This is a genomic window from Providencia manganoxydans, from assembly GCF_016618195.1.
GTDB classification, from domain to species: domain Bacteria; phylum Pseudomonadota; class Gammaproteobacteria; order Enterobacterales; family Enterobacteriaceae; genus Providencia; species Providencia manganoxydans.
In genome coordinates this window covers 1,304,834-1,319,400 of sequence record NZ_CP067099.1, presented here as the reverse complement: position 1 = coordinate 1,319,400, position 14,567 = coordinate 1,304,834, and the positions used below count along the sequence as shown (strand labels likewise).

The window sequence follows — 14,567 nt, the reverse complement described above, 5'->3', positions numbered from 1 at the left end:
CTCTAGCGCTTTCTTCATCTATTTATAATAAAAATAACACATCAATATTAATGAAGTTATTATATTTAAGCACATAAAATACCTATCAACAATAAGCTTCCTATCTACAAATAAAACATTCATTAACAAATAAACTCTTTGATTAATTCATTTTAAAACAGCAACCAATATGGACATTTATTTTTTTATTTGCAATATTTAATTAATCATATAATTCAAAACTAATTAAGAAGAAATTATTTCCCATAAAAAAATATTAATTTCACCTTATATATTATAGATAGTTATTATTTATTAAAGGAGTGTTTATGTTATCAGTAGGCATCCAAGCTCTTGCTGTTCATTTACCTGAAGGTTTACGAACTAATTCATGGTGGAATGAAGAAACTATTCAAAATAACGATAACAATGAATTAGCTTATCGCCATAATTCACGCTATCAATTTTATGATGAAGCAATGGCTCCTTATCTCGCAGATCCTTTTTTAGGCAGTATCGAACGTAGAGTGGTTGTTGATCCTAATGAAAGCTCTGTATCCCTAGGAATGAAAGCGGCTACTGATGTTTTACAAGCAGCGGCTATATCCGCCAGCGAAATAGATGGTTTAATTGCAACCACAATGTTTGCTGATCGTGTCGGTATAGGTGATGCAGGTTACCTTGCTAACGAATTAAGTATTAGAGGTGGTGCTTTTAATGTCGAGGCTACCTGTGCAGGTTCAATGGCGGCTTTATTAACTGCTTGTGCTTTAGTGAAATCAGGACAAAAAAATAGAGTCCTCGTTGTTGCAACTGCCTTTTTTTCACGTGCAATTGATGATGATGATATTGCCTTACGTTTTTATGGTGATGCTTCTGCTGCTTTTATTGTCGGGCCAGTCGAAGACGGTTTTGGGCTACTGGGCTCTGACAGCTTACATCTTGGTAGCACCTGTGGGACATGGTTTTTAGATACCGTCGAAGATAAACATTTCCCACTTAAACAACGTATACGGGTGCGTGCAGATGCTTCTGTCACACATATGCTACGTAAAACTTCAGAGTCTCACCTTAGGTATACCGTCGATGGTGCATTGCGTAAAGCGGAACTCACTGTTGATGACGTTCAATGTGTAGCAGCGAATGCACCGACTGCTTGGCATGCTGAATTTTCCGCAAATGCATTAGGGATCGATAAAGAAAAGGTCATCAACACTTTTCCTAGCACAGCTTATACGGGTCCAGTTGTTATGCCTTTTAATCTGTATACCGCGGTAGTTCAACAGCGCATAAAACCCGGTGAAATTATCATGTTATATGCTTATGGCGCGCATAGTGAAGCTTCTGCTGCCGTATTCCGCTGGCCAAATGTGATCACAGGTACGCCTCCCGCCCCTGCTTCTGTTATTAACCATAAATAATCGTTTTTTCATAACATATATTTATAAGGATAATTTTATGTCTGATATTTTAATCAAAGTCCGTACTCTTATTCACCAAGATATACTTAAAGGAAGTCATAAAACATTATCTGATGACTTTAATTTAATTGAGTCAGGTATCTTGTCATCCCTTTCTATTGTGCGCATCGAAGCTTTTATTGAAGATACTTTTGATATCGATGTTGGTATTAGTGATCCTCGAAAATACTTTATTTCAATTAACAAAATAACTGATTACATAGAAAATAAATTATTTCAATTAACAAAATAACTGATTACATAGAAAATAAATTATTAGAGAGATAAAATATGGGCTAACAGCTTATAAATTCACAACCGACTGATATTATCTATTATTTAAATAATACAGTCGCGCAATTTCCTAATGCATTAGCGGTTGTCGATTCAAATGAACTCTCTTTGACCTATCAAGAGCTTTCTAATGCTGCCGATAGGATCGCTACATCACTTCATCAACACCATGTTGTTTCTGGCGATCGTGTTGGAATATTAATGCACAAGACATCACTGACACTCGCGAGTATTTTCGGTGTACTTCGTCTAGGGGCAGCCTATGTTCCGGTGGATGCGGAGAGTATAACAACTCGAGCAGCAACAATATTCAATAACTGCTCAGTACAAGCTATTTTAACAACCAGCGAACTAGCAAAAACACTGATAGCGTCAGAGCCACAATTTAAGTCCCGTATTATTATTATTCAAGAAAAAAGAATAAACCAAAGCAATGACCTATTAGATTATCCTACAGTAGATCCAACACAAGATGATATCGACGCATATCCACACTATCCATCTGAATTAAATCGGTTAGCTTATATTTTATATACTTCGGGCTCTACTGGTGTCCCAAAAGGCGTAGAGATAACACATGCTAATGCCATTTCTTTTATTGAATGGGCATCTTCAACATTTGCCATTACCAAACACGATCACGTTTCTAGCCACGCGCCATTTCATTTTGATTTATCTATTTTTGATATTTATGTCGCCATAAAACATGGTGCCTGTATACACCTTATTGATTCAGACATTGCCGCAAGCCCTCGACATTTAGCCGCATTTATTTCAAACAGAGAAATTACTGTTTGGTATTCTGCACCAGCAATATTAGGCATGCTAGCGGAGCACTTCCAGCGACTTTCAACACCTCCTCCCCAAAACAAACTACGCCTTGTTCTTTTTGCTGGGGAGGTTTTCCCTATCTCGAAGTTACGTTTACTGATGCATCATTGGCCTGCTCCGAGTTATTACAACTTATATGGCCCCACTGAAACGAATGTATGTACCTTTTATCCTGTACCATCAAATATTCCAGAAAGTCGTATCAATCCATTACCCATAGGTTTTCCATGTAAACACTGTGAAGCAATCATCATAGATGAGCAGGAACATCGTATTGTTCCACATGGCGAAACTGGTTTGCTGTGTATTACAGGGCCTTCTGTTACCGATAATTATTGGAATTCACCAGAACAAATGGCTGCAAAGTTAGTTTGGTTAGAGGGTAAACGTTGGTATAACACAGGGGATAGAGTGCGTTTCTCTGATAAAGAAGGGTTTATTTTTCTTGGGCGTAATGACCGGATGATTAAACGTCTTGGTTACCGAATAGAACTTGATGAAATAGAAAAAATACTCACAACACATCCAGACTTAATGGAGTGTGCCGTTGTCAGTCAGACAATTCACTCGAATACCCGTATTTATGCTTTTATCGTTGCAAAAACAGCTCAAGTTTCTTCTCTAAATTTGCATCAATACTGCCACAATCACCTTGCTCGCTATATGTTGCCCGACCTTTTTCATTATTTAAACTCTATTCCACGGACATCTACGGGAAAAACTGATTACAAAAAATTGGAGGTATTATGCTCAACGATCGACCTCTGAAGTTGCAAGATTTAAATCATCATGCAAGGCAATTTGCACATAAACACTTATATAAAGATCTGGCACTTACTGAACATTTAGCGATGTTCGACCACGAAGGATGGATAAAATGCGCTGAATTCGGATTATTTCGTCTCGCTATACCTGAAAAATTTGGCGGTAAAGGTGCGACTCGAACTGAACTGATTGCCGTTATGGAAGGCTTAGGCTATGGCTGTGAAGACAATGGGTTATTATTTTCTATCAATGCGCATCTATGGACTGTAGTTCTGCCATTAATCGCACATGGAACCCCTGAGCAACAAGCCCAATTTCTTCCTAGCCTACTTGATGGTTCAATGATTGGCGCTAATGCCTCGACTGAAGAACAAGCAGGTTCAGATGTTTTCTCAATGCAAACTCAAGCTGTTAAACAAGATGGCCATTACATTTTAAATGGGACTAAATGCTATATCACCAATGCCCCTATCGCGGATCTATTTGTCATTTACGCAAATCTAGATCCAAATTTAGATCCACTTGGTATTACTGCATTTCTTGTTCCCTCAAGCACGCCCGGCCTAGAGATTAGCTCTCCATTACCTAAAATGGGAATGCGCACTGCACAAATGGGCAAAATTACCCTAAAAGATTGTCGGATCCCTGTTAGTTCAGTGTTGGGCAAAATAGGTAGAGGTATGGCTATTTTTGAAAATGCCATGGAAAATGAACGTGGCTGCTTACTCGCAAGTGCACTAGGAACCATGCAACGGCAGCTTGAAAACGGTATCCAGCATGCGCGAACGCGAAAACAATTTGTTCACGCTATCAGTAAAAATCAGGCTGTCTCACATCGGCTTGTTGATATGAAAGTCAGCTTAGATGCGGCCAGAGAAATGATTTATCGTGTCGCTAGGCTCAAGGATGAGGGACATAATGCATTTCTTGAAGCGGCCAGCGCTAAATTATTTGTTTCTGAAACCTATACCAAGTTTTCTCTTGATGTTTTTCGGCTTTATGGCGCTCAAGGTTATTTAGCTAATAGCCCGGCAGAAAGAGGCATTCGAGACTCCATCGCTTCATTAATTTATTCGGGAACATCGGATATTCAGCGAAATATTATTGCGATGGAACTAGGGTTGTAGGGGATTGGGTTCTTAGCCATCCAAGTAATAACTAAGTAGTAGAGCATATATACTCTAAATAATTCGAGATGCAGGTAGGCGACAAGTGAAGATAGGCAGGGAGCATAAATAAAATATGTGACTCGACTCGCTGAGTGTAGCCAACAACCCTGCAACTTGAAGTATAACGAGTTTAGACAATAAAAAACCGTCATTTGGTTATAGGCTTTATCACCTATTTCAACAAGTCACTTGTCGTATATGTTTGAAAGCCTTATCGTCAAAATAACGATAAGGCTTTGATTTAAAAAATAGTAGAACTATTTTTTATAAACAATCTCACCTTTTGGCTGGTAATCAGCCGCTTTAAGTGGTGAGTGCTTCTCAATATAGCCTTTCAGCACCTCGGCATCGACAAAGCCTGTATTCACATAGCTTGGATGACTATCAATTTTCGGATATCCATCACCACCGATCGCATTGAAATTCAATGTCGCCATACGATAGGTTTTTTGTGGATCAACAGGTTTACCATCAATTTTCACATCGCTGATGCTACCATCTGCGTTTAATGTCAGACTAACATTATAAAATTGAGCATAAGCCCCTGAATCCGGTTTCATATTCGCAGCGGCCTGCAAATAAGGTAATACTTCACTCCCTTTGAAGTCCACATACACTAATTCATTGGTGAAGGGTTGAACTTTCAATACATCTTTATAAGTGATATCACCGCTTTCGATTGAGTCACGCACTCCGCCGCCACTCATAATCGCAAAATCCGCTCCAGCTCGCTCTTTTTGTGCCGCTAGCAGTAGATGCCCCATATTGGTCTGAACAAAACGAACTTTACTACGGTCACCTTCAAGTTTGCCATCAACTGCCCCAACTTTAACATTCAATTGTTCGCCACCTTTTTCTTGATAAGGTGTCAACAGCTTCATCATTTCTGGGTTATGCGCAATTTCTTGAGTGTAATAAACACGTTCGCTAGTCCCATCATCTTTAGTCACTTTTTTCTTCAGATTAATGGGAATTAATTGATAATGTTTCAGCGTAAACTTACCATTTTTAAATTCAAAATCAGCTCGACCAACATATTTACCCCATTCATGAGCTTGTACTATCCATGTTCCATTTTGATTATCAGGGGCGCAAGGCGTTCCCGGTACATAATCAACCTGTTTGTAATTTTTATTCTCTGCGGACATACAAACGGGGTCTTGTGAATGTCCACCAACAATCATATCTAAGTAACCTTCAGGCAAACTACGTGCCATTTCCACATCACCCGGTGCATTTGAACCGTGTTGGCCATCATCATAGTGGCCCATGTGGGTTGCCGCGATAATAATGTCTGGCTTCTCGGTTTCACGAAGCTCTTCAACCACTTTTTTGGCTTCGAGGGCTGGCGTTCTAAACTCAACATCAGGGAAGTTTGCAGGATTACCTAATTTTGCAGTGTCATCCGTCGTTAGACCTAATACCGCAATTTTTACCCCTTGCTTATCGAAAATTTGATACGGTTTAAATAGGCGTTTACCCGTACTGGTTTGATATATATTCGCAGATAAGAACGGGAAATTAGCCCATTTTTCTTGGGTGCGTAATACATCAAGTGTATTGTCAAACTCATGGTTACCTAATGCCATCGCATCGTAACCCACTAAATTCATGCCCTTAAAATCAGGCTCAGCATCTTGTAAATCTGACTCTGGAACACCCGTATTAATATCACCTCCAGAAAGTAGTAAAAGGCTGCCACCTTGTTTAGCCACTTCATCACGAATTTCATCAACCACCGTTTTTTGTGCCGCTAAACCGTATTCGCCATGATCGTTATGCCAAAAATGGCCATGATGGTCATTGGTGTGCAAAATCGTAATATTATAGGTTTTATCTTTTTCCCAAGCATTTGCCAATGCGGCTGGCAATAAGGCTAAAGATACCGTTAATGCACATACGGATGCTTTAAAGGTTAACTTCATCTTTTTCTCCCTGCTATACACTATACTCGTTATAGTTCAAGTTGCAGCGTCGATATTAACTGTTCTTGTTGCATCTAGAATTATTTAGAGCTGATGAATTTTGTATGATATGTGTAGATGATTAAAAGGGTGTTTTATACTCATCATATTTCAAGTTTTAGCATTGTTGACTACGTTCACTCACACCAGTCACATAATTTTCTATACGCCTAGTGACTTGCTCACTTATCACCTAACTGAATCTCGAATTATTTAGAGTATATAGCATAAAATTGCGACCATAGTCGGTTACAGACTGCATAAATCACCCCTTGTTTCATTAAATTGAGACATCAATCAAATTAATCTAGTTAGTGATTTTTTTACCCGTGATATTTATTGATTCAAATAAATTATATATGGGTTATATTGATAACAATTATGTAACACCATTCTGCAACCACAACCAGAAGTTAATCATTATGAGTGAACAAGCAAGTAACCCCGGTAATACCACGCCATCTAAACCTATAGGCAAAACAGGAAAAACGGTTTTTAGTATCCTGAGTGCGATCAGCTTTTCTCATTTGCTCAATGATATGATCCAATCGCTGATACTTGCTATCTACCCATTATTGCAATCCGATTTTTCACTAAGTTTTGCACAGATAGGGTTGATCACCCTAACCTATCAAATCACCGCTTCGTTATTGCAACCAATTATTGGCTACTATACTGATAAGCATCCACAGCCATACTCATTGCCAATCGGAATGGGCTTTACCCTAACGGGGTTATTGCTGCTAGCCATGGCGGAAACTTTCCCTGTGATTTTGTTAGCCGCAGCATTAGTGGGTACAGGATCTTCGGTCTTTCATCCCGAATCATCGCGAGTTGCACGTATGGCCTCTGGTGGGCGTCATGGTCTCGCTCAATCATTTTTCCAAGTCGGAGGGAATTTAGGTTCCTCTTTAGGTCCATTATTAGCAGCACTAGTGATCGAACCTTATGGTAAAGGTAATGTGGGCTGGTTCTCATTAGCAGCACTTTTAGCGATTGTTGTTCTATTGCAAGTAAGCCGTTGGTACAAACAACAGCACCGTGCTGCAAGCAAAAAACCTGCTCATCATATTGAAATTAAAGTTATTCCTCGTAAGGTCGTCATTGGCTCATTAACGGTACTATTGATTTTGGTGTTTTCTAAATACTTCTATTTAGCCAGTATTAGTAGCTATTACACTTTTTATTTAATTGATAAATTCGGCGTTTCAGTACAAAACGCACAGATACATTTATTTATCTTCTTATTCGCTGTTGCAGCAGGCACCATGATTGGTGGCCCTGTAGGCGACAAGATTGGCCGTAAATACGTTATTTGGTTTTCTATCTTAGGTGTTGCGCCTTTCACTTTGCTGTTACCACATGCATCTCTTTTCTGGACAAGTATTTTAACCGTTATCATCGGGTTGGTACTGGCATCCGCGTTTTCGGCTATTTTAGTCTATGCTCAGGAGCTGATCCCCGGTAAAACAGGTATGGTTTCAGGGCTGTTTTTTGGATTAGCATTTGGTATGGGAGGCGTTGGTGCGGCGGTGCTAGGGCAAATTGCTGATAAGACAAGTATTGAACAAGTTTATCAATATTGTGCTTTTTTGCCATTACTTGGCATTTTTACCGTATTATTACCAAATCTAGAACAAAAATAGTTATTTTTCTTTATTTTGCCCATAGTTATCAAAAAATAAGTATGGGCACATCTATCTATATCCCACTTAAAACTCAACAAAAAATCACATAAATGACATCTTTGTAACGATTTAGCACTAAAAAAGCACTTTTATTTGAAAAACATTGAAATTTTTTAAGGAAATTTTTCTCAAATAACGCTAAAATAGCAATTCTGCTATTCACAATATAAATTAATATCCCAAAGTAATTAGAATTGTAGCCTGTCGAAAAGTGACTTAATTCCTAAATTGCATAGCTAAATATGTAACTGGGGCGGATGAACGAAACCAACAACGCTACGGTTCGAAGTATGATGGGAATTTTAGAGGAGACTAAATGGAGCATTCTACGCCCTTAATCACAACCATTGTTGGTGGTCTCGCCCTTGCATATTTGTTAGGTATGATCGCTCAGCGATTAAAAATATCCCCTCTCGTGGGCTACCTTGCAGCTGGTGTTTTAGCCGGTCCTTTTACACCGGGTTTTGTTGCCGATACGACTCTCGCTCCTGAATTAGCTGAAATTGGCGTTATATTGCTAATGTTTGGTGTTGGTTTACACTTTTCGTTAAAGGATTTGTTAGCGGTTAAAGCCATAGCGATTCCAGGGGCTATTGCACAAATTGCCGTTGCTACACTTTTAGGTTTAGGCCTTTCTACGCTATTTGGTTGGGGAACGTTCTCAGGGATTGTTTTTGGTCTGTGTTTATCCACCGCCAGTACCGTTGTATTACTGCGTGCCTTAGAAGAACGGCAGCTTATTGAAAGTCAGCGCGGGCAAATAGCTATCGGTTGGTTGATCGTTGAAGACTTAGCCATGGTACTGACGTTAGTTCTATTACCAGCTGCTGCTGCTATTATGAATTCTGAACAAGCAAGCTTTAGTGAATTACTGTTAGGTCTTGCTTGGACTATTGGTAAAGTTGTTGCCTTTATTATCATTATGATAGTGATTGGTCGTCGTGTTATTCCATGGATTTTATCACGTACGGCTTCAACTGGTTCTCGTGAACTATTTACTCTTGCGGTGCTTGCTTTAGCACTGGGGATCGCCTATGCAGCTGTTGCCCTATTTGATGCCTCTTTTGCCCTAGGCGCTTTCTTTGCCGGTATGGTACTCAATGAGTCTGAGCTGAGCCATCGTGCGGCACAAGATACGTTACCATTGAGAGATGCATTTGCAGTTCTGTTCTTTGTTTCTGTTGGTATGCTGTTCGACCCTGTGGTATTGCTTGAGCATCCATTAGGTGTGATCGCAGTTCTCGCAATTATTATTATTGGTAAGTCAGCGGCTGCATTATTATTAGTCCGTATGTTTGGCCATTCGCGGCGAACAGCACTCACTATATCCGTCAGCCTTGCACAGATCGGTGAGTTTGCCTTTATCTTAGCAGGTATGGGCATGGCACTCGGTGTCATGGATAAAGAGGCACAAAACCTTGTGCTCGCTGGTGCGATTGTCTCGATTATGCTAAATCCGGTATTATTTAGCTTACTGGATAAGTACTTAGAAAAAACCGAAACTATCGAAGAGCAACTACTCGAAGAAACACTAGAAGAAGAGACACAAATCCCTGTCGATATTTGTGGTCATGCAATTATCGTTGGCTATGGTCGTGTTGGTGGAATGCTAGCGGATAAACTGCGCCGCCGTAATATTCCATTGGTCGTGGTTGAAGATACGCGAGCGAAGTTTGAAGAGCTGGCAGAAAATGGTTTTAGCGCTATTTTAGGCAATGGTGCAAATAAAGATATTATCAGTCTTGCACGTATTGAATGTGCTAAAACGCTCTTATTGACGATCCCGAATGGTTATGAGGCAGGTGAAATTGTCACCCACGCTAAAGAACTCAATCCTGATATTTCTGTGATTGTGCGTGCCCACTATGATGATGAAGTCAGCTTTATTAAAGAGCGTGGCGCTGATCATATCATTATAGGTGAACACGAAATTGCCAAAGCGATGGCAACTTTTATGTGTAATGATGTGACTGAATATGGTTGCTCTATTGATGATGAACCAACATCAAAAGAGGCTGAAGCAAAAGATCTTGCTCAGTACCTAAAACCCTCTCATTAATGATAATACGAATAAGGGAAGCTTTAGCTTCCCTTATTTAAAATTGTTGACCAAGCAATGTTTTTCCCACTCCGTGTTATCATCCGAAAATCAATGAGTTGGTTTCCTAATTTATTTTAATTAAAAATCTCTTGGCGATTTATAACTTATTAATACTGATAACACCTGTTATTGCGTTAAAAGTGTTGTAAAAACTCCTCATAAGTCCAAACTGGCATGCCTTTTTGTTTAAAATAATCTATCTCTGCGGCAACTCCACTGCTTCTATCCCAACCATCAAGTGTTAAGACGATTAAGCCATCACAACGGGAAAGAAAGGCCATATCAATCTCTGACCAAGTAACTTTTTTCCCTTGCTGTAGTAAATACTTGTTAATTGGATGCGTCATCGTAATTTGGCTATAAGTTGCAATACCTTTTAGTGCCAGTTCAGCAGCGACTTTAGTACATTCTTGAAAACGCATTTCAACCACACTACTGTCTGGATCTGAGTAAGGACACGCAATAAAGTACAGTTTCATAGTTAACCCCTGGTGTTGGTTAATTAAATTTTGGATAAAAAATCCATAAAGAATAAAAAAATATTATTCTTTAATAAGATTTTTATTATTTTTTTAGTACAAATTATTATGTGAGTTCTGCCACAATAATCTTTGTTTTAGAACGTTTTTTATTATCGGTTAATTTAAATTCTTTACAGGTTGTTATTAAATAATCAATATTTTCCCACCCTGTCACAACATTAATCGCATGCTTATTTGTTTTAGTCGAATCGGCCAATACCATTAATTTGTCGCTATTTTCCATCATTTTCTGTGCAATGGCAGCTTCATCAACATGTTGATCCATCACGCCATGTAAATGATGTATTGCACCAGCCCCAATCACAGCATAGTCAGCAAAAAATTCAGTAATATTTTTTAATGCGATCCCACCTAAGCAAGCATTAAGAGCGGCATTAAATTGCCCACCAATTAAAATGGTTTCTATTGTTGGGTTCTCTTGTAATGTATTTGCTAATAACGGCGAATTCGTAATGACTGTTATATTATCAATCAATTTAACCCTCTGGCTAAATTCAAATGTTGTGGTGCCAAAATCGATAAATAACGTGTCACCTGGCTTGATCAACGATGCCGCTTTCACGGCTATCGCCTTTTTCTCATCCACAGCAGCTTGGGCTCGTTCAGAAAAATTACGCTCAAATTTTGATTGAATATTAACTGCACCACCATGGACTTTTTTCAATAATTTTTGAGATTCCAACTTACTGAGGTCTCGCCGGATAGTCTCTTGCGCAACATCAAATTGCTTAGCAAGATCCTGTACATACACCTGCCCTTGAGTCGAAAGCAACTCGATAATAGTTTGGTGCCGTACCTTAGAAGAACGCCCCTCAGACATAGTTTTACCCTTCTCAATTATTTAACATTTACAGCACTATACAACACTGATGCAAATTTCCGTAGCATCAGGCTTAATTTTTGTTAAATCAATACCTTTCAATAGGATACGACGAGTCGGTAAGCAACGAATTTTTTTCTTATAAAGAACTGTATTACCCGCAACCACTTGAATAGTTCCCGTGAATGCTGAATTCACTTTAATATTAAAATCAACTAGTTCAATTTTCTGGCTCGTATAATCAATACATGCAGGTACGCTAAATCGAATTGGTTCAGCAAATTTCACTGGGATCCGTGGTGTATGTCTAACGACCTCTTGATGATGGTTTTCAAGTAAATCTTCTGCAATATATTGTCCCGTTAATATGCCCTCTTGATAGCACTGATCCCCCATATCGGCAGGATGCAGCATATTCCCCGCAGCATAGTAACTCGGGTCAGAGCAACGACTAAATTGATCGGTGACTGGTTTTCCTGTACTCGCATCAAAATCAAGGTGACTTTTACGGATCAGGGTATTTTCGCCGACAAAACTGCCAGTAAAAATAACAGCATCACAGGTTATTTTCTGTGTTTTACCTGCGGTCTCAATAACCACATATTCCACACGCTCTAAGCCACCAATCTCAATGATCTTGCTATTAAGATACAAAGGTGTGCCCATTGCTTTAGCAAATAAGGTTGCAGCTTTAAACGCTAATATTCGCTCACCGCTTTCTATCATTGCCTGAGCTTTAACCCCTGCATTCTTTAACGTCCACAAGGCAGAAAAACTGACTAATTCACTTCCCACGATAACTGGGTTTAAGCAAGGCTTTTTCCCTTTGAGATACACAAATTGCTGTAATGCCCCCGCAGTTAATACACCTTGAGGGCGCAGCCCTGATACTAATCGAGGATGGCGCGGTGTTTCACGAACACCAGTGGCAATTAAAATACGTTTCGCCCGCATTTCAACAATACCATCAGGCGTTGAAACCTTTAGCACGCCTTGCGGTAGTATATCTATCACCGTGCTACGGGTAAAAATAGCCGTATCACCAAGGTTGCTGACAATTTTTTCAGCAAATTGGTTACCTTTCATGGGTCGTTTAAACGCTAATAAGCCAAAAGTAGGATGTTGACAGTGACGAGGAACACCGCCAGCGTGGGCTTCACGCTCTAAAATCGCAATATTGTGGATCCCACGACGACGCAATGACAGCGCCGCACCTACGCCAGCAGGACCGGAACCGATAATAATGACATCATAATTTAAATTCATTTTACCGCCTCCACGGCTAAGCTGTTGTCAAAACGACCATTAATAATTTCAGCCACTTGACTACTGCAATAGAAACCATTACAACGCCCCATCATGACTCGGGTTCTGCGTCTAAGCGCACCAAGACATTCAGGTGGTATATCGGAATCAAACGTTGCTTCTATTTCTCGTTGAGTCACGAGTTCACAATGGCATACAATGCCACCATTATTTTTGCATTGATAATCACGTTGATGATAATCAGACAATACTGGCATTTGCGGCCAAATGAGCTCAGTGGGTGGAGACAATTCAAATAGCGGTTCGAAATTTTGCTGATACAGTGAGGCGAGATGGCTTGCTACCCCCAGTGCTGAAGTCAGCCCTGTTGAACGGATCCCACCAGCACATATCCACTGTTTATCAGGATAATCAGCGATTTGATAATGTTTTTCTTGCGTAGCAGGCCGTAAACCCGCATAGGTTGCCGTCACACTATAATTATGAAGTGATGGCAACATATTTGCTCCCTGAGAAATCAAATCTTCAAGCACTTCCTGTTTAACTTCCGCTTTCCAACGATCTTGCTGCTCTTCTGCGGTAGGGCCTAGTAATAAATTGCCAAAAATGGTTTTGCACAGCAAAACGCCTTTGGTTATCGCGGTTGGCACAGGTAAGATAATGGCATTAATATCCGCCGCAGCGGCTTTGTCATAAACTAAGAATTGCCCTTTACGTGGTTTTATTTGGAATGGCGATGGATGACATATCGATTCAACAATATCACCATTAATACCGGCACAATTGATCACCAATCGGGCAGAAAACTCACCTTTTGATGTGGTTAATTTCCACAAACCGCCATTCAAACTGCCCGCAGTTACCTCACAATGAAATTGATACTCAGCTCCGTGCTTTACCGCTTGGGTTAAATAAGCCAATGGTGTGCTCCATGGGTCTATCACCGCTTCCCCCGGAACAATCACCGCCGCTAACGCCCCTTCGGCTAATTTAGGTTCACGTCGATAAAGCTCTTCTTTATCAATCAAAGCCACGTCCATCACATTGTTGGTGTGTGCTTGTTCAACTATGCCTTCCAGTTTGCTAAGTTGCTCATCATTCCAAGCAACGACTAGAGCGCCAGTTTCCAATATAGGTAAATTCATTTTATGTTGAATTTGTTTAAATTCCCGATATCCCTCTTGCATACAAGCGAGTTCAAGGCTCCCTGGTGGGGCGTCAAAACCTGTATGTAATATCGCACTATTCGCTTTACTGGCACCTGACAAAATATCACCGCCTCGTTCAAGCAATAATGTTTTAGCACCCATCAATGTAAACTTACGGGTCACCGCACAGCCAATGACACCACCGCCTATGACAATGACATCCCAAATTTTTTTATTATTAATATCCATGGCTGAGATCCTTTACTTAACACTTGCACACATAAAACCACACAATAACCACAATAACAACTCAAAAAACAACACAAACATCAAACAAAACCCAAAACCATTCCACATTGTTGCTTTATTGTGATATTTGTCACATCAGTGAAACATAATGTGAGTTTTTTGTGGATTTTATTTCCGATTGAACGATAGTAAGCAAAAAAACAGACCAATTTACAACATTTAGGCTCAACAGAATTCAAGACATACAGACCGTTGCTAAAAGAGGGTTATCATTCGAGTAAACGTACTCAA

11 protein-coding genes are annotated in these 14,567 nt (G+C 39.8%); 6 read left to right on the top strand and 5 right to left on the bottom strand.

The window, feature by feature from the left end; all coding sequences use genetic code 11:
• Positions 1 to 308 precede the first annotated feature (308 nt).
• The 4 genes from JI723_RS05695 (at position 309) to JI723_RS05680 (ending at position 4,456) form a co-directional block, all read left to right on the top strand.
• Positions 309 to 1,400, top strand: coding sequence for a 3-oxoacyl-ACP synthase III family protein (locus tag JI723_RS05695; protein ID WP_337979839.1), 1,092 nt, complete (start codon positions 309 to 311; stop codon positions 1,398 to 1,400).
• Positions 1,401 to 1,437: 37 nt separating this feature from the next.
• Positions 1,438 to 1,692, top strand: a complete 255-nt coding sequence (locus JI723_RS05690) for an acyl carrier protein (protein WP_337979838.1) — start codon at positions 1,438 to 1,440, stop codon at positions 1,690 to 1,692.
• A 149-nt stretch (positions 1,693 to 1,841) separates the two neighbouring features.
• Positions 1,842 to 3,332, top strand: a complete 1,491-nt coding sequence (locus JI723_RS05685) for an amino acid adenylation domain-containing protein (RefSeq protein WP_337979837.1) — start codon at positions 1,842 to 1,844, stop codon at positions 3,330 to 3,332.
• A complete protein-coding gene (locus JI723_RS05680; RefSeq protein WP_272580203.1) occupies positions 3,311 to 4,456 on the top strand; it encodes an acyl-CoA dehydrogenase family protein in 1,146 nt (381 codons plus the stop codon). The genes JI723_RS05685 and JI723_RS05680 overlap by 22 nt, the downstream gene beginning before the upstream one ends.
• Before the next feature lie 299 nt (positions 4,457 to 4,755).
• On the opposite strand, the gene ushA is transcribed toward JI723_RS05680, so the two are convergent.
• Complete coding sequence (gene ushA / locus JI723_RS05675; protein ID WP_272580204.1) at positions 4,756 to 6,423, bottom strand: bifunctional UDP-sugar hydrolase/5'-nucleotidase UshA; 1,668 nt, start codon at positions 6,421 to 6,423, stop codon at positions 4,756 to 4,758.
• Positions 6,424 to 6,884: 461 nt separating this feature from the next.
• Between ushA and JI723_RS05670 the strand changes: the two genes are divergently transcribed.
• Positions 6,885 to 8,108 carry an MFS transporter gene (locus JI723_RS05670; protein WP_337979836.1) on the top strand — a complete coding sequence of 408 codons (1,224 nt, stop codon included), beginning with the start codon at positions 6,885 to 6,887 and terminating at the stop codon, positions 8,106 to 8,108.
• Positions 8,109 to 8,466: 358 nt separating this feature from the next.
• On the top strand, positions 8,467 to 10,209 hold the full coding sequence (gene ybaL / locus JI723_RS05665; protein WP_272580206.1) for a YbaL family putative K(+) efflux transporter: 1,743 nt from the start codon (positions 8,467 to 8,469) through the stop codon (positions 10,207 to 10,209).
• 176 nt (positions 10,210 to 10,385) lie between these two features.
• On the opposite strand, the gene JI723_RS05660 is transcribed toward ybaL, so the two are convergent.
• The 4 genes from JI723_RS05660 to JI723_RS05645 all read right to left on the bottom strand — a co-directional run bounded on the left by JI723_RS05660 (position 10,386) and on the right by JI723_RS05645 (position 14,276).
• On the bottom strand, positions 10,386 to 10,730 hold the full coding sequence (locus JI723_RS05660; RefSeq protein WP_272580207.1) for a DUF1937 family protein: 345 nt from the start codon (positions 10,728 to 10,730) through the stop codon (positions 10,386 to 10,388).
• A gap of 106 nt (positions 10,731 to 10,836) precedes the next feature.
• A complete protein-coding gene (locus JI723_RS05655) occupies positions 10,837 to 11,613 on the bottom strand; it encodes a DeoR/GlpR family DNA-binding transcription regulator (protein ID WP_140181739.1) in 777 nt (258 codons plus the stop codon).
• A 36-nt stretch (positions 11,614 to 11,649) separates the two neighbouring features.
• Positions 11,650 to 12,879 (bottom strand): NAD(P)/FAD-dependent oxidoreductase, encoded by a 1,230-nt coding sequence (locus JI723_RS05650; protein ID WP_272580208.1) that lies wholly within the window; start codon positions 12,877 to 12,879, stop codon positions 11,650 to 11,652.
• The gene (locus JI723_RS05645) at positions 12,876 to 14,276 is read right to left on the bottom strand and encodes an NAD(P)/FAD-dependent oxidoreductase (RefSeq protein ID WP_272580209.1); all 1,401 of its coding nucleotides are present in this window, start codon (positions 14,274 to 14,276) and stop codon (positions 12,876 to 12,878) included. Before JI723_RS05645 ends, JI723_RS05650 begins: the two co-directional genes overlap by 4 nt.
• Positions 14,277 to 14,567 lie beyond the last annotated feature (291 nt).

Excerpts from the sequence above, each read along its gene's own strand:
- JI723_RS05650 (WP_272580208.1), bottom strand. The coding sequence starts at position 12,879 with ATGAATTTAAATTATGATGTCATTATTATCGGTTCCGGTCCTGCTGGC.
- JI723_RS05690 (WP_337979838.1), top strand. The coding sequence starts at position 1,438 with ATGTCTGATATTTTAATCAAAGTCCGTACTCTTATTCACCAAGATATA.
- JI723_RS05695 (WP_337979839.1), top strand. The coding sequence starts at position 309 with ATGTTATCAGTAGGCATCCAAGCTCTTGCTGTTCATTTACCTGAAGGT.
- JI723_RS05655 (WP_140181739.1), bottom strand. The coding sequence starts at position 11,613 with ATGTCTGAGGGGCGTTCTTCTAAGGTACGGCACCAAACTATTATCGAG.
- JI723_RS05670 (WP_337979836.1), top strand. The coding sequence starts at position 6,885 with ATGAGTGAACAAGCAAGTAACCCCGGTAATACCACGCCATCTAAACCT.
- ushA (WP_272580204.1), bottom strand. The coding sequence starts at position 6,423 with ATGAAGTTAACCTTTAAAGCATCCGTATGTGCATTAACGGTATCTTTA.
- ybaL (WP_272580206.1), top strand. The coding sequence starts at position 8,467 with ATGGAGCATTCTACGCCCTTAATCACAACCATTGTTGGTGGTCTCGCC.
- JI723_RS05680 (WP_272580203.1), top strand. The coding sequence starts at position 3,311 with ATGCTCAACGATCGACCTCTGAAGTTGCAAGATTTAAATCATCATGCA.
- JI723_RS05660 (WP_272580207.1), bottom strand. The coding sequence starts at position 10,730 with ATGAAACTGTACTTTATTGCGTGTCCTTACTCAGATCCAGACAGTAGT.
- JI723_RS05645 (WP_272580209.1), bottom strand. The coding sequence starts at position 14,276 with ATGGATATTAATAATAAAAAAATTTGGGATGTCATTGTCATAGGCGGT.